22 protein-coding genes are annotated in these 25,386 nt (G+C 53.5%); 13 read left to right on the top strand and 9 right to left on the bottom strand.

What is annotated here, in order from left to right:
* Positions 1-29 precede the first annotated feature (29 nt).
* Genes MBOO_RS09325 through MBOO_RS09345 form a run of 5 tightly spaced genes read right to left on the bottom strand, consistent with a single transcriptional unit; the run spans position 30 to position 3,103 of the window.
* Positions 30-605, bottom strand: a complete 576-nt coding sequence (locus MBOO_RS09325) for a hypothetical protein (RefSeq protein ID WP_012107356.1) — start codon at positions 603-605, stop codon at positions 30-32.
* The gene (locus tag MBOO_RS09330; RefSeq protein ID WP_012107357.1) at positions 602-2,035 is read right to left on the bottom strand and encodes an RtcB family protein; all 1,434 of its coding nucleotides are present in this window, start codon (positions 2,033-2,035) and stop codon (positions 602-604) included. The genes MBOO_RS09325 and MBOO_RS09330 overlap by 4 nt, the downstream gene beginning before the upstream one ends.
* A 10-nt stretch (positions 2,036-2,045) precedes the next feature.
* Positions 2,046-2,453 carry an archease gene (locus MBOO_RS09335; RefSeq protein ID WP_012107358.1) on the bottom strand — a complete coding sequence of 136 codons (408 nt, stop codon included), beginning with the start codon at positions 2,451-2,453 and terminating at the stop codon, positions 2,046-2,048.
* A complete protein-coding gene (locus tag MBOO_RS09340; protein ID WP_012107359.1) occupies positions 2,450-2,737 on the bottom strand; it encodes a hypothetical protein in 288 nt (95 codons plus the stop codon). Before MBOO_RS09340 ends, MBOO_RS09335 begins: the two co-directional genes overlap by 4 nt.
* A gap of 57 nt (positions 2,738-2,794) precedes the next feature.
* Positions 2,795-3,103, bottom strand: coding sequence for a DUF2551 domain-containing protein (locus tag MBOO_RS09345; RefSeq protein WP_012107360.1), 309 nt, complete (start codon positions 3,101-3,103; stop codon positions 2,795-2,797).
* Between the two features lie 219 nt (positions 3,104-3,322).
* Here MBOO_RS09345 and MBOO_RS09350 point away from each other — a divergent pair, with 219 nt between their 5' ends.
* Genes MBOO_RS09350 through MBOO_RS09375 form a run of 6 tightly spaced genes read left to right on the top strand, consistent with a single transcriptional unit; the run spans position 3,323 to position 7,746 of the window.
* Positions 3,323-4,177, top strand: a complete 855-nt coding sequence (locus MBOO_RS09350) for a protein translocase subunit SecF (protein ID WP_012107361.1) — start codon at positions 3,323-3,325, stop codon at positions 4,175-4,177.
* Positions 4,174-5,634 carry a preprotein translocase subunit SecD gene (locus tag MBOO_RS09355; RefSeq protein ID WP_012107362.1) on the top strand — a complete coding sequence of 487 codons (1,461 nt, stop codon included), beginning with the start codon at positions 4,174-4,176 and terminating at the stop codon, positions 5,632-5,634. The genes MBOO_RS09350 and MBOO_RS09355 overlap by 4 nt, the downstream gene beginning before the upstream one ends.
* Before the next feature lie 54 nt (positions 5,635-5,688).
* On the top strand, positions 5,689-5,961 hold the full coding sequence (gene trxA / locus MBOO_RS09360; protein ID WP_012107363.1) for a thioredoxin: 273 nt from the start codon (positions 5,689-5,691) through the stop codon (positions 5,959-5,961).
* The gene (gene npdG, locus MBOO_RS09365) at positions 5,962-6,612 is read left to right on the top strand and encodes an NADPH-dependent F420 reductase (protein ID WP_012107364.1); all 651 of its coding nucleotides are present in this window, start codon (positions 5,962-5,964) and stop codon (positions 6,610-6,612) included.
* Complete coding sequence (locus MBOO_RS09370) at positions 6,587-7,237, top strand: endonuclease III domain-containing protein (RefSeq protein ID WP_232385596.1); 651 nt, start codon at positions 6,587-6,589, stop codon at positions 7,235-7,237. Before npdG ends, MBOO_RS09370 begins: the two co-directional genes overlap by 26 nt.
* Positions 7,210-7,746, top strand: coding sequence for an aldolase (locus MBOO_RS09375; protein ID WP_012107367.1), 537 nt, complete (start codon positions 7,210-7,212; stop codon positions 7,744-7,746). The genes MBOO_RS09370 and MBOO_RS09375 overlap by 28 nt, the downstream gene beginning before the upstream one ends.
* A gap of 530 nt (positions 7,747-8,276) precedes the next feature.
* Here the strand turns inward: MBOO_RS09375 and aglJ are convergent.
* The gene (aglJ, locus tag MBOO_RS09380; RefSeq protein ID WP_012107368.1) at positions 8,277-9,200 is read right to left on the bottom strand and encodes an S-layer glycoprotein N-glycosyltransferase AglJ; all 924 of its coding nucleotides are present in this window, start codon (positions 9,198-9,200) and stop codon (positions 8,277-8,279) included.
* Between the two features lie 38 nt (positions 9,201-9,238).
* Between aglJ and MBOO_RS09385 the strand changes: the two genes are divergently transcribed.
* The gene (locus MBOO_RS09385) at positions 9,239-9,880 is read left to right on the top strand and encodes an endonuclease dU (protein WP_012107370.1); all 642 of its coding nucleotides are present in this window, start codon (positions 9,239-9,241) and stop codon (positions 9,878-9,880) included.
* Positions 9,881-9,904: 24 nt separating this feature from the next.
* Positions 9,905-10,099: a rubredoxin gene (locus tag MBOO_RS09390; protein ID WP_012107371.1), complete on the top strand. Its 195-nt coding sequence runs from the start codon at positions 9,905-9,907 to the stop codon at positions 10,097-10,099.
* Positions 10,100-10,135: 36 nt separating this feature from the next.
* Here the strand turns inward: MBOO_RS09390 and MBOO_RS09395 are convergent, their stop codons facing one another.
* On the bottom strand, positions 10,136-10,642 hold the full coding sequence (locus tag MBOO_RS09395) for a type IV pilin N-terminal domain-containing protein (protein ID WP_157677656.1): 507 nt from the start codon (positions 10,640-10,642) through the stop codon (positions 10,136-10,138).
* A 656-nt stretch (positions 10,643-11,298) separates the two neighbouring features.
* Entirely contained in the window at positions 11,299-13,344 is a 2,046-nt protein-coding gene (locus MBOO_RS09400; protein WP_012107373.1) for a PAS domain S-box protein, read from the bottom strand.
* 225 nt (positions 13,345-13,569) lie between these two features.
* Between MBOO_RS09400 and MBOO_RS09405 the strand changes: the two genes are divergently transcribed.
* The gene (locus MBOO_RS09405; protein ID WP_012107374.1) at positions 13,570-14,346 is read left to right on the top strand and encodes a response regulator; all 777 of its coding nucleotides are present in this window, start codon (positions 13,570-13,572) and stop codon (positions 14,344-14,346) included.
* Between the two features lie 31 nt (positions 14,347-14,377).
* On the opposite strand, the gene MBOO_RS13170 is transcribed toward MBOO_RS09405, so the two are convergent.
* On the bottom strand, positions 14,378-16,189 hold the full coding sequence (locus MBOO_RS13170) for a PAS domain S-box protein (RefSeq protein WP_012107375.1): 1,812 nt from the start codon (positions 16,187-16,189) through the stop codon (positions 14,378-14,380).
* Between the two features lie 333 nt (positions 16,190-16,522).
* On the opposite strand from MBOO_RS13170, the gene MBOO_RS13175 reads away from it, so the two are divergent.
* The 4 genes from MBOO_RS13175 to MBOO_RS09430 all read left to right on the top strand — a co-directional run bounded on the left by MBOO_RS13175 (position 16,523) and on the right by MBOO_RS09430 (position 25,386).
* Positions 16,523-19,129, top strand: a complete 2,607-nt coding sequence (locus MBOO_RS13175; protein ID WP_012107376.1) for a PAS domain S-box protein — start codon at positions 16,523-16,525, stop codon at positions 19,127-19,129.
* 63 nt (positions 19,130-19,192) lie between these two features.
* Positions 19,193-20,743 (top strand): sensor histidine kinase, encoded by a 1,551-nt coding sequence (locus MBOO_RS09420; protein ID WP_269677932.1) that lies wholly within the window; start codon positions 19,193-19,195, stop codon positions 20,741-20,743.
* Between the two features lie 5 nt (positions 20,744-20,748).
* Positions 20,749-21,210: a response regulator gene (locus MBOO_RS09425; RefSeq protein ID WP_012107378.1), complete on the top strand. Its 462-nt coding sequence runs from the start codon at positions 20,749-20,751 to the stop codon at positions 21,208-21,210.
* Positions 21,211-21,213: 3 nt separating this feature from the next.
* Entirely contained in the window at positions 21,214-25,386 is a 4,173-nt protein-coding gene (locus MBOO_RS09430) for a PAS domain S-box protein (RefSeq protein ID WP_012107379.1), read from the top strand.

The following is a 25,386-nucleotide window of genomic DNA, read 5'->3' on the forward strand; positions in this document are numbered from 1 at the left end:
TACCTCATATCAATCTGGTAATGTTCTTTCTAAAATAAGGTTTGGATGCCGCTACAACAGAAGTTTTTCACAAAGGCACGGGACGGGTACTCGTGTACACTTGTCACGATCACGGTTCCTTTCCCAAGATTTTTTTCTATGATGAGCGAGGCATCCCCGGAGATGCCCGCAGTGGTACCCCCATGTAAGGGAAATGATCCATCGCATTCGATACAGGAAGGATCGTAATCCTCCACGAGGGATCCTCCAAGGTCCGATCCACTGCAGTTCACGGACCGGGAAGAGAATTCATGCCGGTACTCGACCGGAAATGGCAGCCAGTCATAAACTCCGGGCCGATCGATTGCGGCACCATAGACGAGGAGGTTGCCACCATTTTCCACGAACCTCTGGATCCGGCCCGATGATGACCGGAGCGCCGGGAGCAGCCGGCAGTAGGCCGGGTTTGCAAAGCCGGTAGGAATGATCAGGCAGGAAAATGACCCGCGAAAGTACGGAGCAGCGAGCATATACGGGGTGACCAGTTCGCAGGGAACACCACATTCCTCAATATAACGGATAAACGGCTGGGGTGTCTCCCAGACAAAGCCCGCCCGGCAGCTCAACCCTTGATCACCCCAAGGGGGGTGAGCCGGGCCACAAGCGTAGAGAGGCCGGCGTCGTGAACTACCTGTACAACCTCGCTGCTGGGCTTGTACACATCCGGCGCTTCATCGGCAATCGCTGCTTCGTTGGGTGCACGGACAATGATTCCACGGGCAAGGAGTGCGTCTGCCACCTCTTTTCCGGTCAGCTTCTTTTTTGCCTGCGACCGGCTCATGATCCGGCCCGACCCATGACAGGTACTCCCGAACGTCCGTTCCATTGCCGTTGCTGTCCCTGCAAGGACGTACGAGGAGGTTCCCATGCTCCCGGGGATGATAACCGGCTGGCCTATTGCCGCAAGATCTCCCGGGAGATCGGGAGCACCGGGCCCGAACGATCGGGTGGCACCCTTTCGGTGCACAAGAAGCCGGGCACGGCGCCCTTCCACGGTGTGTTCCTCGATCTTTGCCACATTGTGGGCAACATCATATACGAGGGGCATGCTCTCGTAATCCATGCCAAACATCCGGACAAATTCCTTGCGGGCCGCATGAAGGATCATCTGGCGGTTTGCCCAGGCATAGTTCGCCGCGGCAGCCATGGCACCATAATAGGCTTGCCCTTCAGGTGACCCGGCCGGGGCGCAGGCCAGCTGGCGGTCGGGAAGAGCGATGTTGTATCTTTTTGTGGCGGTTTCCAGCACCTTAAGATGATCAGTACAGACCTGGTGACCGAGTCCCCGGGAGCCGCAGTGTATCATGCAGCAGACCTGCCCCATTTTTACGCCAAAGGCTGCCGCTGCTTTCTCATCATATATCTCGCTTACTTCCTGGAGTTCAAGGAAATGGTTTCCCGAACCGAGCGTCCCTCCCTGGGGGATCCCCCGGGCCCGGGCTTTTTCCGAGACTGCCCGGATATCGGCATCATTCATCGCGCCGCCCTCTTCGCACCGGGTGAGATCCCGCGTGGTCCCATATCCCGTCTCCACAGCCCAGCGTGCCCCTTTTACCATCATTGATAAGAGTGCTTCCTTTGGGATCTTTGCAGTGCTTTTTGCGCCTACGCCGGTAGGTACCGCACGGTACAGAGACTCAATGAGTTCGCGGGGCTTTTTTATATCCGCTCTCACAAGCGGGGTTGTAAAAAGCCGGACCCCGCAGTTGATATCAAAGCCCACCCCACCCGGAGAGATAACACCCTCATCGAGCGAGAACGCCCCTACTCCCCCTATGGGAAACCCGTAACCCCAGTGGAGGTCCGGCATGCCAAGCGAGTACCGCACGATACCAGGCAGCGTGGCAACGTTTGCCAGCTGCTGCAACGCACCCGGTTCGAGAAGTCCCGCAAGGGCCTCCGAAAGGAAAAATCGCCCCGGCACCCGCATTCCAGGAACATATCCGACCGGAATCTCCCATTCGTCCGTACCAACCCGTATTATACCGTCAGGCATTTTTTCCCCGTCATACATCAAATAAGATGTCCAGCATATATCCTTTGGCATCCTGAACAATCGACATGCCCGAGTACGAGATCCCTTTTACCTCAGTACCCATCGCGTGCCGCGCCCGATCGAACGGTTCGCCTTCGAGAACTGCATGGAGCCGCGTCCCGTCAAGCCGGACGCGGGCATCCCGGAAAACCAACCCGTCCACTTCGGAAACATAGAGCACCTCGGACAGGAAATCACAGAGAAGTGATTGTGGGTCATCCGCGCAGAGGTCGATAGTCCTTGTTACATTGCCGATCCGGTCCTCCCCGTACATCACCTGCATCAGCGCCCGAAATGCTTCCTCAAAAAGCCCTTCCCGGGTGGGCGCACGGGCCCGGATTTTCACATCGGCCGTATGAGAGAGCTCTTCGTAGCTCATTCTCCCTCAAACCCTTCCGGACATTCTTCGAAGAATGGGATCATATCGGCCCGGATCTCATCGAGAAAACGCGCCTGGTGGATGGAAATGTAGATCGTATGGCGTGCAGCCTGGATCAGGATATCGCTCTTTTTGGGAGGTTTTATGCGCACAGGAAGGAGAACCGGCCCACCGCAGGATGTGCAGATCCTAAAATCGCAGTCCCTCTTTTCGATGTACCGGATAACATCGGGTGCAATGGCAATCCGGGAAACACCGGAAGAATCAGGAGAATAACCTGGCATTATGCCGGTACTATTTCCCTCGTTGGTAAAAAACGGTTATGGTTAGAATGGATACACTCATGCACCGGCAAGCCGTACGACCATCGCCGCGTACTTCTCCCTGAGCTCGTAGGTCGTGACCCCGCCGGAATTCCTGCTCACTTTCAGGATGCCGATCCGGGAGGCAATAATCCCGACCATCGATGCAATCGTATGGAACGATACGCTGAACTGTCCTTTAAGGTCTTCAAGGATGTCAGCGATGGTGGTCTGCCGGAATCGTAAGAAGAGTCGGAGCACTTCCCGCCGGATGCCGGTCTTATCCCGGTGAAGATAGGACTTAAGCCTCCCCTCGATGATCCGTTCGATCTCAAACTGAGATCTCATGCGTTAGTATCACGGCCTTTTCCATATATATTTTTTGTTTTTTTCCTTTTTACAAACCCCGATTGGAAATCCCGCCATTCCTGCAGGTGACAGGAATATTCTGCGAAATTATCGCGCAGCCATCTGCCGCATTTGCTGTACAGGCAGACTCTGCGGAGGCGGGGAATCGTCATCGCGTATCTGGTACTTATTTATCGTTCATGAGCAGATGAATACAGCATGGGGTTATTTCATTATAACATCGAGAAATATTCACCAAAGCAACTGGTGATAATCCCGCTGGTGCTGCTGGCCATATCGCTTGTGGTGCTTGCATATGTCACGCTCACGGCGGGAATGCCGGTCAGGCCGGGGATCGATTTCTCCGGCGGGACTGCCATATCCGTTATCACGCCGGATACCACGGATCAGATTCAGGCGACGTTTACCGGGTACCCCCTTGTGAGCATCAGCCAGGGTCTCAACAATGGTAAATTCATCACGTTCGGGCCAATGAGTGATACGCAGTACCAGAGTCTGACGGCCCTTGTGGAAAGCAAATACCCCGATGCACAGATCAACCAGATCGGGGAATCGTTCGGGAAGACTCTGCAGGACCAGGCATTTATTGCCTTAATTATTGCCTTTATCGGGATGGCAATTGTGGTCTTTGTCTCGTTTAGGACCTTTATCCCCTCTGTCGCAGTAGTCCTCTCCGCATTTGCGGACATGGTCATGACCGCTGCGATGATGAACGTGCTGGGCATCCAGCTCACGCTTGGGACGGTTGCGGCGCTCCTGATGCTGATCGGTTATTCTGTGGACAGTGATATCCTGCTCACAACAAGGGTACTCAAACGTCAGGGCAAACTCAACGACAAGCTTGCCGGTGCATTCCATACCGGTATCATTATGACCTCAACCACGATTGCGGCGGTAACGGTGCTGCTGATAGTATCCTGGGCCGGGCAGGTCGAAGTGGTAGAGGAAATATCGGCAGTTCTCCTTATGGGCCTTTTCTTTGATATCCTCAACACCTGGCTTACGAATGTCGGTATCCTGAAATGGTATGTTCAGAAGGGAGGCGGGAAATGAAGCCGGAACGGATCAAGGACATGTTCAGGGACTGGCGGGTTTTGGTTCTCATTACCCTTCTCGTCCTCGCGATCATCGCCATCTACCCGCACTTCGACAGTAATGGCAACCTCACCACCAATCTCCAGTATGGCCTCGATCTCCAGCAGGGAGCCTGGCTCCAGCTTGAATTCAAGGCTGAAGTGGTAGGTTTTACCACAACGGAGCCAGTCGATACGTTCGTGACCAACCTCTCAAAAAGTCTTGACACGGATGTGGTTCTGGTCGATGCAAACCATGTCGAGATCCGGAAATCCTACACGCAGGACGAACTTGCACCGTATTTTGCCGCTGAAGGAGGGACCATTGTCTCGTACCAGCCCGGCATCTCCTCGAGTACAGCAGACCTGGTAAAACAGATCCTCGAGCAGAAGATCAATGCGATGGGCACCAAAGATGCAAAGGTCAATACTCTCACCGGGATGAACAACGTGGCCCGGTACGTGCGCGTGGAGATGGCCGGCGTTGACATGAACCAGGCCCAGCAGATCGTGGGCAAGCAGGGCAAGTTCGAGATCCGTATCCAGACTACAGGAAACCAGTCCGAGCATGTCCTCTTTGGAGATTCAATAACCAGTGTCCAGTCACCCAGCCAGCAGCCGGCGGGCAGCGGCGACTGGGGGGTTGGCTTTACCTTAAGCTCAGACGGCGCAGCCACATTCCAGAACGCGGCGATCAAGTACGGTGCCACCACCGACCCAAGCAACCACAAGCTCACCATGCTGCTCGACAACCAGACCGTGTACTCGGCCCCGCTTTCCCAGCAGCTGGCAGCATCGCTCGTGTCTGAACCCACTACCCAGCTCTTCGCATCTACCGGCTCCGGTACATCCGGTGAGCAGCAGGCAACCGACCTTGAAATCCAGCTTCGGGCCGGGGCACTGCCGGTCGATGTCTCAGTTGCCGGGTCAGGTTCGACTTCTGCGTCGCTTGGCCAGCACTACATGGAGATGTGCCTGCTCGCGGGTATCCTTGCGCTGATCATGGTCGCATTTGTGATCTTCTACCGGTACCGCGAGCCGAGGATCGTGCTGCCCATGGTGCTGATCAATGCATCAGAGATCGTGATCCTGCTGGGGTTCATCAGCGTGATCAAGTTCCAGATGGACCTGCCGACAATCGCCGGTCTCATTGCAGTGCTCGGGACCGGTATCGACCAGCTGGTCGTTATTACCGATGAGATCCTCCACGAAGGGTTGGTTCCCTCCCCCAATGTATACTTAAAAAGACTGGCCCGGGCGCTCACCATTATCATGATCGCGGCGGCCACGGTGATTATCGCGATGCTGCCGCTCGCACTTATGGATCTCTCCACGCTCAAGGGATTTGCCATCATCACTATCATGGGCGTCATCGTGGGCGTCGTGGTGACCCGGCCGGCTTACGGCAGGATCATCATGGAGATCCTCTCCGAATAACAATACCATAGATTTATCTTTTTTTTTACCCACTACTCTAGCGGGTATGATGCTATGACAAAACCTGTTCTGTATGACTTTTTTGCCACGTGGTGCGGCCCCTGCAAAATGCAGACACCCATTATCGAGGAACTGGCAAAGACACTGGGCGACGCAGTGGAGATAAAAAAAGTGGATGTCGACGAGAACATGGAGCTTGCTGAGAAATATGGTATCCGCGTGGTACCCACCCTGATCATCGAAAAGGACGGGAAGATTGTCCAGACACTGGAAGGCGTAACCGATGCAGCAACGCTTGAAAAACTGCTCCGGCCGCTGGTGGGATAAGTGAAGATTGGCATTGTCGGCGGGACCGGGGATATCGGAGAGGGCATGGCCATGCGTCTCTCCCCGGTCTTTGACATTGTTGTCGGTTCGCGGGAGCAGGATAAAGCCGAAGCCAGTTGTACTGCCACGCGCGAGATGCTGAAACACCGGGGCCAGGAATGCACTCTCCATGGCGTCTCCAACCAGGACGCCGTAGACAAGGCAGATATTGTTATCCTTGCAGTCCCGTTTAAGCATGTTGTACCGACCCTTTCAACACTTCACGGGTTTGAGGACAAGATCGTAATAAGCCCGGTCAACCCAATGGAGAAACATGACCATTTCGTCTTTGTCCCCCCACCGGAGGGATCGGCGGCACTGCTGATCAAAAAACTCCTGCCAAAAGAGGTGCGGCTCTGCTGCGCATTCAATACCATTGCGGCAAACCGGTGGAAGGCCATTGAGGAGGAACTGGCATACTCGGTGCCGGTCTGCGGGGATGATGAGGATGCCAAACACCAGGTGATGGCAATGGTGAACCGGATCTCAGATCTCCAGGCGTTTAATGCCGGGCCGCTCTCTGTCGCGCCGCTGATCGAATCGCTCACGCCGCTGGTGCTCAATATAGCACGGTACAACAGGATGCATGATGTCGGCATCCAGTTCCGTTAAGAACGCAAAAAAGGCAGGAGAGATCGCGAGTATCCTTGCGGCCATATTCGGCGAAATCCCGTGGTGGCCCGGGGATACCGACGAGGTTATGATCGGGGCTATCCTGACCCAGCAGACCTGGTGGGAGAACGTGGAACAGGCACTCCGGCTGCTCAGGGAAAAGGATCTCTGCACCTTGGCAGCCATTGTTGCAGCTGAACCTGACAGGATCGAAGCCGCGATCCGGTGCACGGGATTTTACCGGATGAAAACGCGCCGGCTCAAGGCTCTTGCGGCATATGCCACCGGACCCTGTGGGGGTGTGGAGGCCATGGAGACAATGCCCACCGAAGTGCTCCGCGCAGGGCTCCTGGGTGTGAACGGGATTGGCGAGGAGACTGCGGACAGCATTCTCTGTTATGGGTTTGGCCGGGCGAGTTTTGTGATCGATGCCTATACGGACCGGATATCCCGCTGCGCGGGCATCGCCGCTCCGCGTTGTGGCCTCAAAGATCTTTTTGAGAGCGTACTTGAAAAAGATCAGTATGTCTATCGCCAGACCCATGCCCATATCGTTGAATACGCCAAAGGCTGGTGTACAAAAAAGAGGTGCGAAGGATGCAGGATTACGGCTTTGAACGGATAGGAAAACGGCTGTTTGCAGAACACCTTGTCGGCGGGAACTTCGGGAATATCAGTGTGCGGGACGGGGAGAAAGGATTTTTTGTCAAACGAACCGGGACCTATCTTGATGATCCCGGGGATCCGGCATTTGTTCCATTCCATGGGGAGGTCCCAAAAGATGCCTCAAGCGAGTACCGCGTTCACCTCGCAGTGTACAGAAAAACTGCATACAAAGCAATTGTCCATGCCCATCCTCCCTATGCTGTTGCCGCCTCGCTTGAGGCAGACGAAATCCGGCCGCTGGACAGCGAAGGGATCATGTTCTGTCCACTCATCCCGGTGACCTCAGGCGATCCCGGGACGCAGGGTCTTGCTGACGCGGTGACGGCCGCAATGCTGCACCATAAACTGGTCATTGCCCGGGGGCACGGGACATTTGCGGGTGGCGCAACTCTGGACGAGGCATTCCAGCTCACTTCCCTTGCTGAACATGCCTGCCGGGTAATCGCGTTCAGGAAGATGTTTCTCTGAACCTGGCGGATAACCGGATTTTTTCCAGACACTTAAGCAGCGTGGCCGGACATTTTTTTATCCGGTCCTCTCCCTTGTTAACCAGGGGTTGGGACAATCAATCTCCATGATCGATTGGTCTTATCATTTTTTTTTTTGAACCTCATGGGGGTTGGGGGGCTACCCCTGATCCGCGTGCGTTAAGAGTTGCCCCGATCATTTCTGAAATTAGCCGGACCGATCGATTTTGTGTACGATCGGACCGACCACCCCGTCTCTCCTGAAGTTCCAAGGGAAGTGCTGGTTTTGATACTGGAGCAAAAGAGGTCATCCCGACCAGTTTTGAATTTTATCGGTCCGTCTATTTTTTTTTCGGAGCATCATATTGGGGGGAGGGGATGACCGTTTTTTTGGGAGTCGGGGTGGCCCATCATAATAAAAGGTGGGGGTACCCTTTCTCTTCACGTATAAGGTGGCTAAAAGAGTCCTGCTGTTTTTAAAAAATGAGAGCCGCCCTGAAAAAGGTGGGGAAAATAGAATAACGAATGGGATCACTTTGGCTGCCGGGGTTGCTGGTTCAGCTGGATCTCCCGGATAATCTCCCGGTGGAAGACAAGCAGCATATCAGAGATCATCCCGAACATGAAGATCTCGATCCCTACTACGATCAGGAGCACCGTGAGGATGGTGAGAGGGATATGCTGGATATTACGAAACCATTCCAGCAGCACATATACCCCGGTGAGCAGCCCCAGGACAGAAATAGACAGCCCCATAATGCCGAAATAAAACATCGGGTTGTTGACCCGGGCAAGCCGGTAGATGGTGGTCACGATCCGGATCCCATCGTGGAACGGGGAGAGTTTTGTCGGCGTTCCCGGGCGGCGGGAGTACCGGATCGGTACAACCATGATCCGCTGGCCGTTTCTGACCGCCTCAACAGACATCTCGGTCTCAATCTCAAAGCCGGTCTCCTTTAAGTTCATCTGCTGGATGGAGAGCTTGGTAAAGGCCCGGTAGCCGGAAAGAATATCGTGGAGGTCACGGCTGTGGGCAAGCTTGAAAAAGAGATTAAGCATGTGGTTGCCAAAGAGGTTGAGATGTGAGAACGACCCTTCCTCTGCATTGATAAGCCGGTCTCCGATCACCTGATCGAATCCCAAAAAGAGCGGAGTAAGCATCTTTTCCGCGTCCTTGGCCGAGTACGTCCCGTCACCATCAACCATCAGGATATAGGGCTCTTCGATGATCTCGAATGCCTCAATGATAGCGTTGCCCTTGCCCTTGCCGGACTGGGTACGGACTACTGCCCCGGCCTCCCGCGCATTCTTAACGGTATTGTCCGTGCTTTTACCATCGATGACAAGGATGCGGTTAAAGCCAAGGCTTTTAAAATCCTTAATCACCGGACCGATGGTTAAGCTCTCATTCAGCGTGGGGATAAGGATGCAGACCTCATCTTTGTTAAATTTCATTGGTATACTATTTTTACCGCGGTATCATAAGTGCTTCTATGCACCTCCAGAAAAAGGGCCTGCGGGTGCTCGGTATCGCTGATAGTTATTCCGGGCGGGAGCACTCGATCCTTGCCGGGATCGTGATGCGCCGGGATCTTGTCATTGATGGAACGGCATTCTCCCAAGTCACCGTCGGCGGAATGGATGCAACGGAGGGCGTTCTTACCCTCATCCGGGCACTTGATCGCCGGGATATCAACGCGATCTTCCTTTCGGGCTGCGTGATCGCTTTTTTCAACATTATCGATCCCCGGCGCGTACAGGAATGCACGGGGCTGCCGGTCATCTGCGTGTCCTACGAGGAATCCTTTGGTCTGGAAGGAGACATCCGTCATCATTTTCCCGGGGATACCAAGCGGCGGGACGCCTACCGGAGCCTTGGGGAAAGGATACCACATACACACCCAAACGGGCAGATGGTGTTCATTCGCAGCTGGGGCATAGGTTTTTGCGAGGCCGCTCAGCTCTGTTCGGCTTTTACCAGCGAAGGAAAGATCCCCGAGCCCCTCCGCGTTGCACGGATATCAGCCCGGGCGGTCCACGAATTTACCCGGCGGGCGGATACAGGTACGGGAGGCGATGCAGCGGATTCCCTGGCCTCGTCAGGAGAGTTCATATCTGGCAAGGATGATAAATAGAAAAGAAATATCCGAGGTACATGAATGACACAACAGACAGAAAAACTTTCCCGCTGGGTATGTCTCGAATGCCATTACATCTATGATCCAGAGAAAGGGGATAAAACACAGGATGTCCCTCCGGGGATCCCCTTTGAGAAACTGCCCGACACCTGGATCTGCCCGATCTGCAAGATCCGCAAGATCAAGAAAGGCGTATTCAAAAAACTCGATGAGTAAAAACCGGCAATGCCCGGTTTTCTTTTTTGCCAGAAGTTATGCCGTGTACGTGTGACGCGAAAGTAACTGGCGCGTGGTGTTGTCATACACTTCAAAGGTAACCTGATCGCCCGGATGGAACGTCCCGTCACGGAAATCAACAAAAATCATTTCAACAGGGTTCCAGAAAAACCCCTGCGATCCCGGCCCGCCCATCGTCTGGATCTTATAATGGTGGGTCGGAATAAAATCGTGCCCGTTCAGGGTCTCTATCCGGCAGTCCAGTTTTTCTCCGTTCCGGTAGATCTCAGCATAGAGATTGCTGTTACGGTAACTTGTTGTCCCGGTGTTCATGACCACCATATAACTGTCAAAATTTCTAATGCCATTCTGGTCGTGTTTTATATTTGTAATCTTGAAGATCGCAGGAACAGAAGGATCATAAAGGTACGGCAGGCGGAACATCAGCAGGACGAGGACAGCAAGGATAAGGGTTATCGCAAGCATCAGCATTATTCCCAGTGCAGGTGAGGCTGCCTCCTGACGCTTGGCTGATGAGTGCACATTCTTTGGATCTTTTCATCAAGTGCAATAAACATGTCCGGAAAGAGTACGCGACATTATGTCATGTATAAAACCATTTTTTCGATCAGAATAACGAAAAGCCGGGACAAGATTCTCCGGCCGCCCGGGTCCCGGTCATGGATTGCGGATGAGAAAAGAAGTTTGGTCCCGGCCTGATGCCGGAAATAAGGGCAGGATCCTGTTCAGGGGTGGGCGGGACTTATAGTTTCCTGCAAATCTTTCTCCGACGGAGGCACTCCAGTACCCTTCCCGGGACAGGGACGTTCCCGGAGAGATGGTGCCAACTCATTCCATGATTTTTCGTTTAAATCGTTCTTTTTAAAAATAACCTGTTTTAATCAAAAACAGACCGTGCAAATTAGCGGCCTTTGTACGGGCCCCAAAAATGGGATGCTAAATGAGTCCAGCAGGGTCACGAAAGGGGGCTGGATTGCGAATACGGCCCGAAATAAACGAGAATCTGCACCCCCGGAATTACAACCGGCAAATCCGGAAAAAAATCCGGGGATCGGCAACCCGGGGCCCCAATGCGGGGTGAGAACGGGCATCCTGATGACGAGATCCCCCCCCCGTTTTTCTGCAAGGTACCACAGCTGAATGCCTCCCTAGCCCGGGACATTACCGGGCACTATAATTTAGAATTTTTCCGGGAATGTGATCACAAAACTTGTCCCTTGTTGGGAGACGATGGCAATCTCCCCGCCGAGCTGGCGCACCAGTACCTGGACCAGCTGCATCCCGAGCGTGGCTGTGCTGTGGAGATCGAAATTCGCCGGGAGACCGGTCCCATCATCACCTGCCTTAAGAGTGAACCGGTGGTCCGGGGAAAGGTTCAGGGAGATCTTCACAGTCCCTGAAGCTCTCCCCTTGAAGGCATACTTCAGGGAATTGGTCAGCAGCTCGTTGATGATAAGGCCGCAGGGAATTGCAGTATCCAGGTTGATATTGACATTCTCGACATTCACCTCAAACCGGATATCGGCCTGGACCACGTAAGCTTCCTGAAGTTCTGACACCAGGGACTTGATATACTCTGCAACATTGATGAACCCGAGGTGCCGCGACTGGTAAAGTTTCTCGTGAACCAGTGCCATGGAGCGCACGCGGCGCTGGCACTCGTTGAGCTTCTCGGCCGATTCCGGGTCACTGATATAATTGGACTGGAGTTGCAAAAACCCCGAGATCACCTGCATGTTATTCTTGACCCGGTGATGGACTTCCTTGATAATGACCTCTTTTTCCCGGAGAGATTCTTCGAGCTGGTTCTCGTACCGTCGCCTGTCCGTGATATCCAGGTGGATGCCCACAAAGGAGAGGATCGTTCCTGTACCATCCCGTAAAGGCGAACCGCGGCTCAAAACGAAGTGCTCTCCCCCGGCCTTATCAAAGAGGCGGTACTCGTAGTCCCAGAACCCGCCGGTCCGCACAGTCTCAATCCAGTCGTTTTTCGTGCGCTCCGCATCTTCCGGCGAGAGACGTTTCATCCAGCCAAAGTGTGCGCATTCCTCAAGTTTCATGTCAAGAAGTGCCAGGAAGGAATCCGAGCAGTAGGTAAACTGGCCGGCTGCATCGGCAATCCAGACGCCATAGGGAATGAGCTCGCCGGTCTTCCGGAAGCGCTGTTCGCGTTCGCGGATCTGGGCTTCGGCCCGTTTTCGCTCCGAGATATCCCGGATAATACTGATAACCGCAGGGCGGCCTCGGAATTCGATAAGGCTGCTGCTGATCTCAGTAGGGATTTTCGTTCCGGACCGGTAGTGGTGAATTGTTTCGTAAATCAGGAAACCTTTGTGTTCAAGTTCCCGCAGGGATATACGCGTTTTTTCGGCGCATGACGCAAGATCGAGATCCGTAAAGTGCATCGTTTTAAGCTCTTCTGCGGAATAGCCCGAGCGCTGGCAGGCAATCCGGTTTGCTGCCAGGATCAGGCCGCTCCTGTCATGGATGACAATGGCATCGCCGGCCCGGTCAAAGAGCATCTGGTACTGAAGCTCGGTTTCACGGAGCTGGTCACACACCTTTTTGCGCTCACTGATATCTGCAACCGAAGTGGTAACAAGGTTCTCAGTACTACAGGACATCGTAATCTGGCACCAGACCCGGCTGCCATCCTTTTTTGCAAACACGGTTTCTGCATCATTTACCGCGCTGCCCGACCGGATCCGGGAGATGAGTGCATTCATCTCCCCGGGGGATTCCCATATATCAGAGAGTTTTTTATCGTCCAGCTCCCGCTCATCGTACCCCAGGAGATTATTGAGCCGGATGTTGTGCTGCTGGATTCTCAGAGTCTCAAGATCAAAAGTGAAGATCCCGGACTGGGAACTCATGAAGATGTCCCTGAATGTACGCTGCTTTGCCAGCTCGTTTGTGTACGCAGAGATCAGGACACCCAGCGAGACAAAGATATAGAACCAGATACTACTGGAAGCAAGAAGGTGCAGGTCGAGCGCGCCATACATGTACACGGTGCCCAGATACAGCCACCCAAGAACAATGGTAAAATAAATTCCCATCCTCGGCCACGCATAGGCAACAAGGATAACAGGGACGAGGTACAGGTAGGGGTATACATCAACAAGGCCGTTCCTGAGAGAAAAGATCGTAATAAGGATACTGGCAATGGACAGGAGGGCCGCCAGCAGGATGATGACAAACCGGGACTTCCTGATTTCTGGCATGAGGATTCACTTCCTGGGCAGTGTTTTTGCGCTTGTTATCCAGCGTATCCGTGATTTACCAATCCTTTCATCAGAGCCCCGGCATTATATAGTTTTATATAAATCGCGTACAACGGTTACTCAAGGGAACTGAACCGGAAACCGCGGGAGTGGTATGTATTAATCCCCTATTTCCGGACGTAACTGTACCTTGCCAGATCACAGAAGAGAAGGGATCCGTGGAACATGCAGCAGAAAAAAATCCTTATCGTGGAGGACGAAGGGGTCGTTGCCCTCTCGCTCCAGTCCATCCTGACAAAAATGGGATATACGATTATCGGCACCGCCATCACCGGGGACGAGGCCATTTCACTCACCCGGGACCGGCAACCCGATGTTATCCTCATGGACATCCATATCAAGGGATCGTCTGACGGTATCCAGACTGCCGAGAAGATTAACGAGTTTTCCGATGTACCGATTATTTACCTCACAGCCTATGCCGATGACGAGACGGTAGCCCGCGCCATCAAAACACGGTCGCACAGTTACCTGGTAAAACCGGTCAACCAGAGAGAGCTGTACTCGAATATCGAATTTGCCATCTACAAGCACCGCCTCCATGACCGCGCAGGAACCTCACGGGAAAACCTCGAGCTGTTCATGACCAAGGTAAAAGATGCCGGTTTTGTGATCGATCTCAAAAACCGGATCCTTTCCACCAACCCTGCTGCAGAGGTGTTGACCGGGTACAAGACGGAGGAGATGAAAGGGATGAACTTTTTTGATCTCATGAATCTTGCTCCCTCTCACCGGGGGGATGCGGGGGACGAAACCATCCAGAGACTCCTTGCTCTTGAGGCCCTCGATTATCTTGCGCCGGTTGCAACGTTTTCCACAAGGAGCGGAAAACGGAGGACCGGGGTGTTCCGGACCGGGCTGGTCCGGGAAGAAAAAGACGATCATAAGAGCATCTTCATCCTGGTAAGCGAGATCGATCCGGCGGATTTTACAAAAGAATAACTGATGATCCAAAAAACCCAAAAATCCACACTTACCCTTCGATACCGTAGTGCTTTCGCAAAAACATTCTCACTTTTTCAGAATCAAGGTACCCTGCGTGCATCCGCCCGAGAATCTGATCGATCTCACGGGATTTTTCAATGATCTTCCGGGAGTTCTCATCCTCTTTGAGCCCGGCCAGCATGACGATAACAGCAAGAGGGTTTCGGATGTGATCGTTAAGGGTTGCAAACTGCTGGAGGTTCTGCTCGATCTGCTGGAAGGCCCTGCGCTGCTGCTCCTCAATCTCTTTTTTCCGGGTAATATCCCTGCCCACAGACTGGTACTCGGTCACGTTCCCGGCTCCATCGAAAAAGGCGCGGTTGCTCCATTGCTGCCAGGCAACAGAACCGTCACCCCGTGTGCACCGATATTCGATGAGACCGACCGGGTGTTCCGGCACCAGCGATGCAAAATGGTCATTAACTGACTGCTGGTCATCCGGATGTATGGGGAGACGGAAGATATATCCCACCGTTTTATTCTCATCAAGGGCAAAGTAGTCGAGAAACGCCTTGTTGGCAAAGAGGATCCGCCGGTCCACCCGGAACCGGTAGATCAATTCTGACTGGTCCTGGACCACTGCCCGGAACCGCTTTTCACTCTCCGTGAGTGCCTCTTCGGCCCGGACACGGTCGCTGATATCCATCCAGACTCCGATGATGCCCAGAGTCCTGCCGCTGCTGTCATTGAATGTGGCTTTTTTAACGATGATATCACGGACCGATGCATCCTGGTGAGGGAATTTGATCTGGTAGACCTGAATACCCTGGTGACTGATCAGGTACTGGTCCTTGAGCGCGGTCAGTGCCGCCAGATCCTGAGGCGCAATATCATTTGTGGTCTTTCCAATGATGGCATCCCGTGAAAGGCCCAGATAACTTTCAAAGGTCCTGTTGCACCCAAGGTACCTGAAATTACTATCCTTGTAATATACCGGGCTTGGGATCGTATCGATGAGCTGCTGGAGGAAATGCACCTGGTGATCGAGATCCGCGGTTCGTTTGCAGACCCGTTCTTCCAGTTCTTCGTTAATCTGCCTAAGATTTTCTTCTGCAATCACACGATCGGTGATGTCTGCAAGCATGGAGAACGATCCGGAGAAAGCACCCTTTTCATCATAGAGTGGAGTTGATGAGAGGTGCATCCACCGTACTGACCCGTTTCGGTGACGCAACCGCAGCTCATAGTTTCCCCGTTTTCCCAAGTGGCGCTCCGTCCATTCGCGGGTATATGCTGCCAGGTCATCGGGAACGATGAACTCTGATACATTGCGGCCGACAAGGTCATCAACAGAACAGCCAAGCAGTGCGGCCATCCGCTGGTTGGTAAAGAGCGTCCGACCCGTGGTATCAATGCACCATATCCCCTCGTTAGCAGTCTCCACGATGCGTCGGTACCGCTCCTCGCTCTCCCGGAGCTGCCGGTCGAGACGGTATTTGTACAGGGCAATCTCGATGATCGTGTGGAGTTCCCGTTCCTGGTAAGGTTTGAGGATATACCCATAAGGCTCCGTGATCTTTGCCTTGTCCATGATGGTCGTATCGGCAAAAGCTGTCAGGTAGATCACCGGTACTGCAGAAAACTTCCGGATTTCCCCGGTAGCAGTGATGCCATCCATTTTCCCTGCAAGAAAAATATCCATCAGGATAAGATCAGGGGAACGCTCCTTCGCAAGAGGGATGGCTTCTTCCCCGGAAGCAACGCTGCCCGTCACTTCATATCCCAGCTGGAGAAGAGTCAGGCGGAGGTCCTCGGCAACGATCCTTTCATCCTCCACAATCAGGATCCGTGCGGCAGTCATAGGTCTAATCCTCTCCTCTTTTTTGCCCGTTGGTAAAAGTCCGGGATGAAATACAGGCAGTAACCCGACAATCACAGGGATACCTGTTTTTGCGGCATCATCGTTTCAGGACCGTGAAGAGGTAAATACCCACAACGCAGGTTCTTTGCCGGTCGCGGATATCTTCCACCTTACCAGATCACTGATTACCTTCGTCCGGAACTTATCCTTACATATATAGAATCAATATATTTACTACAGATTAAAAAGTATATTGTCCTATTACCGGTATGCTCTCTTTATACCCCGGGGAACCGCGTTCCTAAAAGAGTAACGATCAGGAGCCAGCAGATCATGTCTTCTGCCCAAAATGCGAATGATATCCTCCGCGGGGAGGACAGGAAGAACGCCGCATACGTTATCCGTATTCTCCTTATTGTCTCCGGTGCGGGCACTCTAATTTTGGGAATGGCCGGGCTTTTTGGGCTGTTTTTCGGGATTGTCCCGCTTTCAAGCGTTTTTTCAGGCTACCGGCCTATAGCACTTTCTGCAGCACTGATCTGGTGTTTTTTCGGTCTGGTCCTGATCTTCTGCTGCAAACGGCCATTCTCCCGGATTGTAAAAGTTCTCCTCGGGACCGTGACAGCATTCATCGCGGTCGCTGTAGCGATCGAGTTTCCCCTGGGATTCCTTGGCCGGCATTCTTTTATCGAATCCTTCATCAACACCAACGCATCTCATTTTGTTCAGACCGCTCTTGTTCCCATCTCGCCGCTGGCAGCGCTCATGATACTCCCTGCGGCAATAGGCCTGTTTTTGCTGATCGTAAAGAAGGAGTACCCGGATGAGAACAAAAATGAACATTCACTCATTGGAATTTTCGGAGTATTCTGCCTGCTCGCCGGCTTTCTCTTTATCGCAAGCTACCTGTACCAGATGCCGTTCTTCTATGGCACTTCAATCCTGCCCATAGCCTTCACGTCTGCACTGGCCGGCTTGTTTGTCGGTGTCGGGATGATTGCAGCGGCCGGCCCGGCCGTATTTCCGCTTGTATATTTTTCCGGCCCATCCACGCGTGCACGTCTTCTCAGGTTCTTTGTCCCCTTCACGATTACGCTCGTCCTTATCCAGAACCAGCTCTCGATCCTCCTGCTCTCGATCTTCCATGTAAACCAGGCCATTGAGCTTTCCTTAACCCTCATTCTCTTCTGCGTCATTGCAAGCTGGGGAGTTACGATCCTTGCGGGAAGTATAGGTCATACCATCGATCGCGAGCGGGAACTGAGAGCACAGGCAGAAGAAGAGCTCCGGCAGAACTACGATGAGTTGAATACCACATACGAGCTTCTGACGTCCACAGAGGAAGAACTGCGGGGGAACTATGAGGAACTGGCAGGAAGCCAGAAAAAACTTCAGGAAAGCGAAGAGCGGCTCCGCCTTTTTATCAGGCATGCACCGGCGGCGCTTGCGATGTTTGACCGGGAAATGCGTTACCTTGTTGTCAGCCAGAAGTGGATGACCGATTACCAGTTAAAAGACCAGCAGCTCATCGGTCGATCCCATTACGAGATCTTCCCTGAAATTACTGATGAGTGGAAAGCGGTTCACCGGCGTGGTCTTGCAGGAGAAGTGGTGACTGCACAGGAGGACCGGTTTGTACGGGGGGATGGGACAGTCCAGTGGCTCTCCTGGGAGGTCCGCCCGTGGTATACTTCGGATCATGCCATCGGCGGGATTGTTATTTTCTCTGAAGATATCACCTGGCGTAAACAAGCAGAGATGGCACTCGGTGAAAGCCGGACAAAACTTGCCGCTGCGCTTGCCAGCATGACAGATGCAGTCTTTATCTCGGATACAGAGGGGAAGTTTATTGAGTTCAACGATGCCTTTGCTACGTTCCACCGGTTTAAGAATAAGGCCGAGTGCGCTACGACCCTCGCAGAATACCCGGCATTTCTCGATGTGCTCATGGCCGATGGGACGCCGGCGCCGCTGGATATGTGGGCAGTGCCACGTGCCCTTCAGGGCGAGACCGGGACAAACGTGGAATTTGCCCTCAAAAGAAAGGATACTGGAGAAACATGGGTGGGCAGTTACAGTTATAGCCCCATCCGCGATGTAACCGGCAGGATCGTCGGTTCTGTGGTGACCGGCCGGGATATCACTGAAAAAAAGAAAGCAGAGCAGGAACTGCAGGAAAAACATGCGGAACTGAATGCAGCCTATGAGCAGCTGACTTCGACTGAAGAAGAACTCAGGCAAAACTATGAGCAGCTCGAGGCAAGTGAGAGGGCCCTTCGATCGAGCGAACAGCGCCTGCGGCGATTCTACGAATCAGGCCTCTTTGGGGTGATCTTCTGGACTACCACCGGGAAGATCACTGATGCCAATGACAAATTCCTTTCCATGACCGGGTACACCCGCGAAGATCTCCTTGCAGACCGGATCGACTGGGGCGCCATGACGCCGGACGAGTTCAGGGAGCAGGATGAAAAATCTCTGGAGGAACTCAGGGAACGCGGCGTCAACAGGGCACCCTTCGAGAAGGAGTACTTCCGTAAAGACGGTACATGTTTCCCGGTTCTCATTGCAGGAGCGATGCTTGACGATCACTTCCTTGAGGGCGTTGCTTTTGTCCTGGATATATCAGAACGCAAAACCGCGGAGGCAGCACTGAAAAAGAGCGAGGAGCAGTACCGCTCTCTGTTCGAAAACATGCAGGAAGGGCTTGCCCATTGCCGCATGCTTTATGATAATGATGGCCAGCCGGTGGACTTCGTATACCTGGCTGTCAACCATTCATTCGATCGGATTATTGGTGCCGGCACCGTGATCGGAAAACCGGTCACCGAAGTGTTCCCGGGTATCCGCACTGCATTCCCGCAATTGTTTGAGATTTACGGACGGGTTGCCCGGACCGGGAACCCTGAATCGTTTGATATAGAATTCAGTCCCTCATAGAGATGGCTGCATGTTTCTGCATATTCCTCCGCACCGGAACATTTTGTAGCGATCTTTTCCGATATCACTGATCGTAAACGTGCAGAAGAAGCGCTCAGAGAGAGTGAGGCACGCTTCCACCAGTTCTTTGAAAAGAACAATGCGGTCATGCTTATGCTCGATCCCTGGACCGGCACCATCCTTGATGTTAACCCGGCGGCATCAGCCTTTTACGGGTATCCCCGGGATGTCCTCTGCACCATGAAGATAGGAGAGATCAACCAGCTTTCCCCTGAAGAGGTTGCCCGGCTCCGCAGGGAGATTTCAGAGGGATCCCTGCAGTATTTTGTTGCCCCTCACCGTATTTCCGATGGGAGCGTGCGGACGGTGGAGATTCACTCGTCACCCATCAGCGTAGGGAGCAGGCAGTACCTGTTCTCCATTATCCATGATATCACGGATCGCAAAAAAGCAGAGGAGGCGCTCAGGGAGAACGAGGAGCGGCTCCGTCTCGTTAATGATTCTTCCAAGGATTCTATCTACAGCTACGACAGGGCCGGCAGATTTACCAGCGCCAACCGGAAGCTCTGCGAAAACATGCACATGCGGCCGGACCAGATAATCGGGAAAACGCATGAGGAACTGGGCTTTCCCCGGGAAATCTGCAGGGAATGGGATGCTCTGCACAGCCGGGTTTATACAACGGATATCTCACTTACTGCCGAAACAAAAACACCCATGCCGGACGGCGCTGTCCATGATTACGAGGTCGTACTCAACCCAATCCATGACAGCACCGGTGCAATCATGGGAATCTCCGGCATCACGCGGGATATCACGGAACGGAAAGCGATCGAAGCTGAACGCGAGAGGCTGGCACGGCAGCGGGAAGCCCTCATAACGGATCTCGAGCAGAAAAATGCCGAACTCGAACGCTTTACGTATACCGTGTCCCATGACCTCAAAAGTCCGCTCATCACCATCAGGGGATTTGCCGGTCTTGTCGAAGAAGACATCCGGAACAATGATACCGCTGCTGTGAAACGCGATCTCGATCGCATTGATGCGGCCACAGAGAAAATGGAGATGCTCCTAAAGGACCTCCTGAACCTCTCAAGGATCGGTAGGATCGTCAATCCTCCGGAAAACGTGTCATTTACCGAAATCGCACAGGAAGCAATAGAACTCCTGAATGCCCCCTTAAAAAAACGGGAAGTAACGGTTACTATCTATCCGGATATGCCGGTGGTCAGTGTCGACCGTGGGCGGGTCCGCGAAGTGGTGACAAACCTTGTCGAGAACGCAATCAAGTTCATGGGCGACCAGCAGCACCCGGAGATCCACATCGGGGTTCACGAAGACGGCAATCGGCCGGTGTTCTTTATCCGGGACAACGGGATCGGGATCGACCCGAGATACCACGAGCGGATCTTTAACCTGTTTGAAAAACTGGATGTCCTTAAAGAAGGGTCCGGTGCCGGCCTTGCCATAGTCAAACGGATCATAGAGGTCCACGGAGGGACGATCCGGGTGGAGTCTGAAGGCCCGGGTAAGGGGACCACGTTCCTGTTTACGCTTCCCCTGGCACTGACGGCAGAGACAGATACACATAATAAGGGAAAAGGAAGAGAGTGATTTACATGGCGGAATCGCAAGGAGATCCACCGGTTATCCTGCTTGTGGAAGACAACGAGGCTCATGCCGAGCTGGTGATGCGGAGCTTCCGGGAGCTGGACATAGAGAATGTGATCTTCCATGTCAGTGATGGCCAGCAGGCGCTTGATTTTCTGCATAACAAGGGAGGATTTGCAAAAACTGCAGAAACGAATCCACGCCCACACTTGGTACTCCTCGACCTCAGGCTTCCCAAGGTCGATGGTCTTGATGTGCTCAGGGAGATAAAAAAGACACCCGGCCTCCAGCGCATCCCGGTTGTAATTCTCACCAGTTCCGATGCAGAAAACGATATCCTGCGCTCCTATGATTCCGGTGCAAACAGTTACGTAGTCAAGCCTACGGAATTCAGAAAATTTACCAGGGTTATGGAAAGCCTCGGGCACTACTGGCTGGGCTGGAATGTCCCCTCCTGTGCCGGCGAGTAATACATGAAGAGATCCAAAATACGACAATCACAAAAAAGCCCCCCGGCAAAGCCTCCCCACGATAAAACATTTCATTTTCTTATTGTTGAAGACGATCCATCCCATGCCGAGTTGATCCGGCGCGGGCTTCTGGCATACAAAACGCCGTACCGGCTGACGATCGAAACAACCCTTGCAGGAGCACGAAAGAGCATCCTGGCCGATCCGCCGGACCTCCTGATCCTGGACAGAGGGCTTCCTGATGGGAGCGGCGAAGAACTGCTGCCAGAGAGTCCGGAAGAACTGCAGTTCCCGGTCATTGTCATGACCAGTTACGGGAACGAGGCCGAGGGTACCCGGCTGGTCCGGAGGGGCGCTGTCGACTATCTTGTGAAGGGCAAAGCGGTATTTGATGATCTTGCCCATATCACCGAACGTTCGCTCGGGATATGGAAAAACCGCCAGTCAGAACGGGTACTTCTCCACCGGTTGACCACAAGGGAGTCAGTACTGCGCGCCCTCCTGAACAATCCTGCCGATTCGATCGCACTTCTCGACCGGAGCGGTACTATCCTCGATCTGAACCCTACCCTTGCAAAAGGAATGGGGAAGACCCCTCCTGAGGTTTTAGGAACCTGCATTTACGATTATCTCCCGGCCGATCTCGCATCAGTGCGACGCAGGAAAGTTGAAAATGTGTTCAAAACAGGAAAAATGGAACGTTTTGAGGATGAGCACGCGGGATGCTGGTACGATAATATTATCCAGCCGATACCAGGTGAAAACGACAAAGTCGTCCAGGTCCTTATCATAGCACGGGACATTACCGAACGCAGGTGTGCGGAAAAGGCTCTTGCCGAAAGCAGCAAACGGTTTGCCCAGGTAGCCGAGACCGCAGGAGAATGGATCTGGGAAGTGGATGCAGACGGCAGATACACCTACAGCAGCCCGGTCGTGAAAAATCTTCTCGGGTATACCCCGGAAGAGATCGTGGGAACGTATTTTTACGATTATTTCGAACCCGGCCAGAGAGTGACTCTCATGAACGCGGCGCTCGCCGCATTCAAGGAAAAAAAAGCATTCGGTAATTTTATCAATCCCAACCTACACAAGGACGGCCGCATCGTCATGCTGGAAACCCGAGGCATCCCGGTCCTTGCCTATGACGGCACGCTTCTTGGCTACCGTGGCGCAGATCTCGACGTTACCGATCGGATCCGTGCCGAAAAAGCCCTGCGCGAGAGCGAGGAGCGGTACCGCACGCTTGTCGATGAACTCCCGGACTTTGTGATCGTCCACCGTGAGGGCAAGCTGCTCTATGTCAACGCGGCGATCACACGGCTGGTGGGAAGGCCCGCAGAACAATTACAACACACCAATATCTTAGCGTATATCCCGGAAGAGTCGCAGGAGATTGTCCGCGGGGCGATAAAAAAACGGGCCGGTGGCGGCCCGGTACTGCCCTATGTTGTTAAGGTTGCTGCCCCGGGTGGCGGTCCTTTGCGTTGGGTTGAGATCCGGGGCGCAGCCATCCTGTTTGAAGGACAGCCGGCAACCCTCAACGTGCTGACCGACATCACTGAGAAAAAATGGGCACAGGATGCACTCTTTGCAAGCGAGCAGAAATTCCGGACCCTTGCCGATTATACTTTTGACTGGGAGTACTGGATCGGTGCCGATGGAAAATTTGTCTATGTATCTCCTTCCTGCGAGCGGATCAGCGGTTATCCCCCGGATGAATTCTACCGCAACGAAAAACTCTTCGATGATCTCATCGTCCCGGAGGACAGGGAGAGATTCCGGACCCATTGCGATCAACTCAGTAATTCCCCGGATACCGGGATCCTCGAATTCCGCATCCGGACAAAAAAGGGAGACCTCATGTGGATCGGGCATGTCTGCCATCCGATCTATAGCCCCGATGGAGAATATCTTGGACGCAGAGGAAGTAACCGGGACATCACCCAGAGAAAGGCGGCAGAAGATGCCCTAAAAGGGAGCGAAACCCGGTTCCGTTTGCTCATCCAGAATGCATCCGATATGATACGAATCCTTGACCGTCAGGGAAAGATCCGGTACGAGTCCCCTTCAACGGAGAGAATACTTGGCTACCCGGAGGGAGCCCTGACAGGGAAGGAGCCCTGGCCCTATATCCACCCTGACGATGTAGAGCGGGTAAGATCAGATTTCCAGACAATATTTGACCAGACCAACGATGGCATTCCAACGGAATTCCGGGTACGCCGTGCAGATGGCACCTATATCTGGGTTGATTCCATTGGCGCAAATCTGCTGGGGGTTCAGGGGGTAGACGGCATTGTGATCACAACCCGGCCCATCGGACAGCGCAAGGAGATAGAGCAGGCGCTCCTGGAAAGCCAGGCAAAGGTTCGCGAATCAGAGGAATTCCTGCGCCAGGTGATCAACGGTGCGGGAGAAGGCATCATAGGATATGACCGGGATCTCCATATCACCCTCTGGAACCGGTTTATGGAAGAATTGACCGGTTACCCGGCAGAGGAGGTGCTGGGAAAGGATGTCTTTGAGATCTTCCCGTTCCTCAAAGAGGAGGGGATCGATGTTTTGCTCCTCAAGGCACTCGAAGGAAAGAGCGGGCAGTCTGCAGATATCCCGTTCATCTTTGGCCGGACCGGTAAAAAAGGGTGGGGACAGGGGATTTATTCGCCGATCCATGACGCCAACGGCGCAATCGTGGGCGCTATGGGGATCATCAGGGACATCACGGAGGTCCGTAAGGCACAGCGGGCCCTTGGGGAAAGCGAGGAGAAATACCGGCTCTTTACAGAAACTTCTCCGGATATGATTTATTTTATCGACCCGGAGGGGCATATCCGGTTTGTCAACCGCCGTGCAGCAGAGGGACTGCTGATGAAGCCGGAAGATATCATAGGTAAACACCTCAACGATATTTTCCTGCCCGATACCGCCCGGAACCATCTCATCGGGATACAGCACATCGTTGAAACACGCGAGCCGTCGGAAACTGAGCTGATCGAGAACCTGCCTTCCGGCAACATCTGGATCGAAGCCCGGCTTTCTCCGCTGTTTGACGCAGAGAATAACGTGCTGGGGGTCTTGGGAATCTCCCATGATATCACTGACCGGAAAAAAGCCCAGATCGCCCTTGAGGAAAGTGAGGAGAGGTACCGCAGCCTTTTCCGCCGATCGCCGGTCGGGATCACCCTTACCGATATCGCGGGAAACATACTCGAGATAAACGAGACCATGCTCGGGATGTTCGGGTACACCCGGGACGAGATTGGTTCAACCAATATCTCTTCTTTTTACGCGGATTCCGAAATCCGGCTACAGCTGGCAGGCACCGTCCTTGCCAAAGGCTCTGTCAGCGATTACGAGCTGGTGTGCCGGCGCCGCGATGGCAGTACTTTTCCCGTCCTCCTTAACAGTGCCAGGATCCTGCGCGGGGGGGAGCGGTTATTCCAGTCCACATTCGTCGATATCACAGACCGCAAAATGATGGAAGAGGAGATCCGGTCGCTGAACCGTGCACTTGAACAGCGGGTCATCCAGCGTACCGATCAGCTTAATGCCACCCTTGAGGAAAAAGAGGTCCTGCTCCGCGAGATCCATCACCGGGTAAAAAATAACCTCCAGATCATCATCAGCATCCTCCGGCTCCAGAACCGCCATATCACCGATCCCGGGATGCAGGCGATCCTTCTTGACAGCGAGAGCCGGGTCCGGTCCATGGCGCTGGTCCATGAGAAACTCTACCGGTCTATCGATCTCGCGCATATCGATATCGGCGATTATCTTCGGGATCTCACCCGGTACCTGTTCAATACCTATTCGGTAAACCAGGGCCGGGTGGCATTCAAGGTGGAGATTGCCGATCTCTCACTGGATATCAACCGCGCCATCCCGATAGGCCTGATCTTAAACGAATTGATCGCCAATGCCCTCAAGCATGCGTTTACTCCGCAGACAGGAGGGGAGATCATGATCACGGGATCGCAGACAATTGATACGATTGTCATCTCAGTACAGGATAACGGGGCAGGGATGCCGGTGGATTTTGACTGGCGCAATTCACCGTCACTGGGCATGCACCTGGTGGTGACCCTGATCGAGCAGGTCCGAGGGACCATTGAAAAAGAAGAGAACGGCACGGGAACCCGGTTTGTCCTCAGGATCCCCCGGCACGCCGGAACGTGA

Source organism: Methanoregula boonei 6A8, from assembly GCF_000017625.1.
Lineage (GTDB): Archaea > Halobacteriota > Methanomicrobia > Methanomicrobiales > Methanospirillaceae > Methanoregula > Methanoregula boonei.

What these genes read in the sequence shown, in the direction of transcription:
- MBOO_RS09385 (WP_012107370.1), top strand. Translation starts at nt 9,239, where the DNA reads ATGCACCTCCAGAAAAAGGGCCTGCGGGTGCTCGGTATCGCTGATAGT.
- MBOO_RS13175 (WP_012107376.1), top strand. Translation starts at nt 16,523, where the DNA reads ATGTCTTCTGCCCAAAATGCGAATGATATCCTCCGCGGGGAGGACAGG.
- MBOO_RS09425 (WP_012107378.1), top strand. Translation starts at nt 20,749, where the DNA reads ATGGCGGAATCGCAAGGAGATCCACCGGTTATCCTGCTTGTGGAAGAC.
- MBOO_RS13170 (WP_012107375.1), bottom strand. Translation starts at nt 16,189, where the DNA reads ATGACTGCCGCACGGATCCTGATTGTGGAGGATGAAAGGATCGTTGCC.
- aglJ (WP_012107368.1), bottom strand. Translation starts at nt 9,200, where the DNA reads ATGAAATTTAACAAAGATGAGGTCTGCATCCTTATCCCCACGCTGAAT.
- MBOO_RS09405 (WP_012107374.1), top strand. Translation starts at nt 13,570, where the DNA reads ATGCAGCAGAAAAAAATCCTTATCGTGGAGGACGAAGGGGTCGTTGCC.
- trxA (WP_012107363.1), top strand. Translation starts at nt 5,689, where the DNA reads ATGACAAAACCTGTTCTGTATGACTTTTTTGCCACGTGGTGCGGCCCC.
- MBOO_RS09330 (WP_012107357.1), bottom strand. Translation starts at nt 2,035, where the DNA reads ATGCCTGACGGTATAATACGGGTTGGTACGGACGAATGGGAGATTCCG.
- MBOO_RS09400 (WP_012107373.1), bottom strand. Translation starts at nt 13,344, where the DNA reads ATGCCAGAAATCAGGAAGTCCCGGTTTGTCATCATCCTGCTGGCGGCC.
- MBOO_RS09335 (WP_012107358.1), bottom strand. Translation starts at nt 2,453, where the DNA reads ATGAGCTACGAAGAGCTCTCTCATACGGCCGATGTGAAAATCCGGGCC.
- MBOO_RS09345 (WP_012107360.1), bottom strand. Translation starts at nt 3,103, where the DNA reads ATGAGATCTCAGTTTGAGATCGAACGGATCATCGAGGGGAGGCTTAAG.
- MBOO_RS09430 (WP_012107379.1), top strand. Translation starts at nt 21,214, where the DNA reads ATGAAGAGATCCAAAATACGACAATCACAAAAAAGCCCCCCGGCAAAG.
- MBOO_RS09370 (WP_232385596.1), top strand. Translation starts at nt 6,587, where the DNA reads ATGATGTCGGCATCCAGTTCCGTTAAGAACGCAAAAAAGGCAGGAGAG.
- MBOO_RS09340 (WP_012107359.1), bottom strand. Translation starts at nt 2,737, where the DNA reads ATGCCAGGTTATTCTCCTGATTCTTCCGGTGTTTCCCGGATTGCCATT.
- MBOO_RS09355 (WP_012107362.1), top strand. Translation starts at nt 4,174, where the DNA reads ATGAAGCCGGAACGGATCAAGGACATGTTCAGGGACTGGCGGGTTTTG.
- MBOO_RS09390 (WP_012107371.1), top strand. Translation starts at nt 9,905, where the DNA reads ATGACACAACAGACAGAAAAACTTTCCCGCTGGGTATGTCTCGAATGC.
- MBOO_RS09375 (WP_012107367.1), top strand. Translation starts at nt 7,210, where the DNA reads ATGCAGGATTACGGCTTTGAACGGATAGGAAAACGGCTGTTTGCAGAA.
- MBOO_RS09350 (WP_012107361.1), top strand. Translation starts at nt 3,323, where the DNA reads ATGGGGTTATTTCATTATAACATCGAGAAATATTCACCAAAGCAACTG.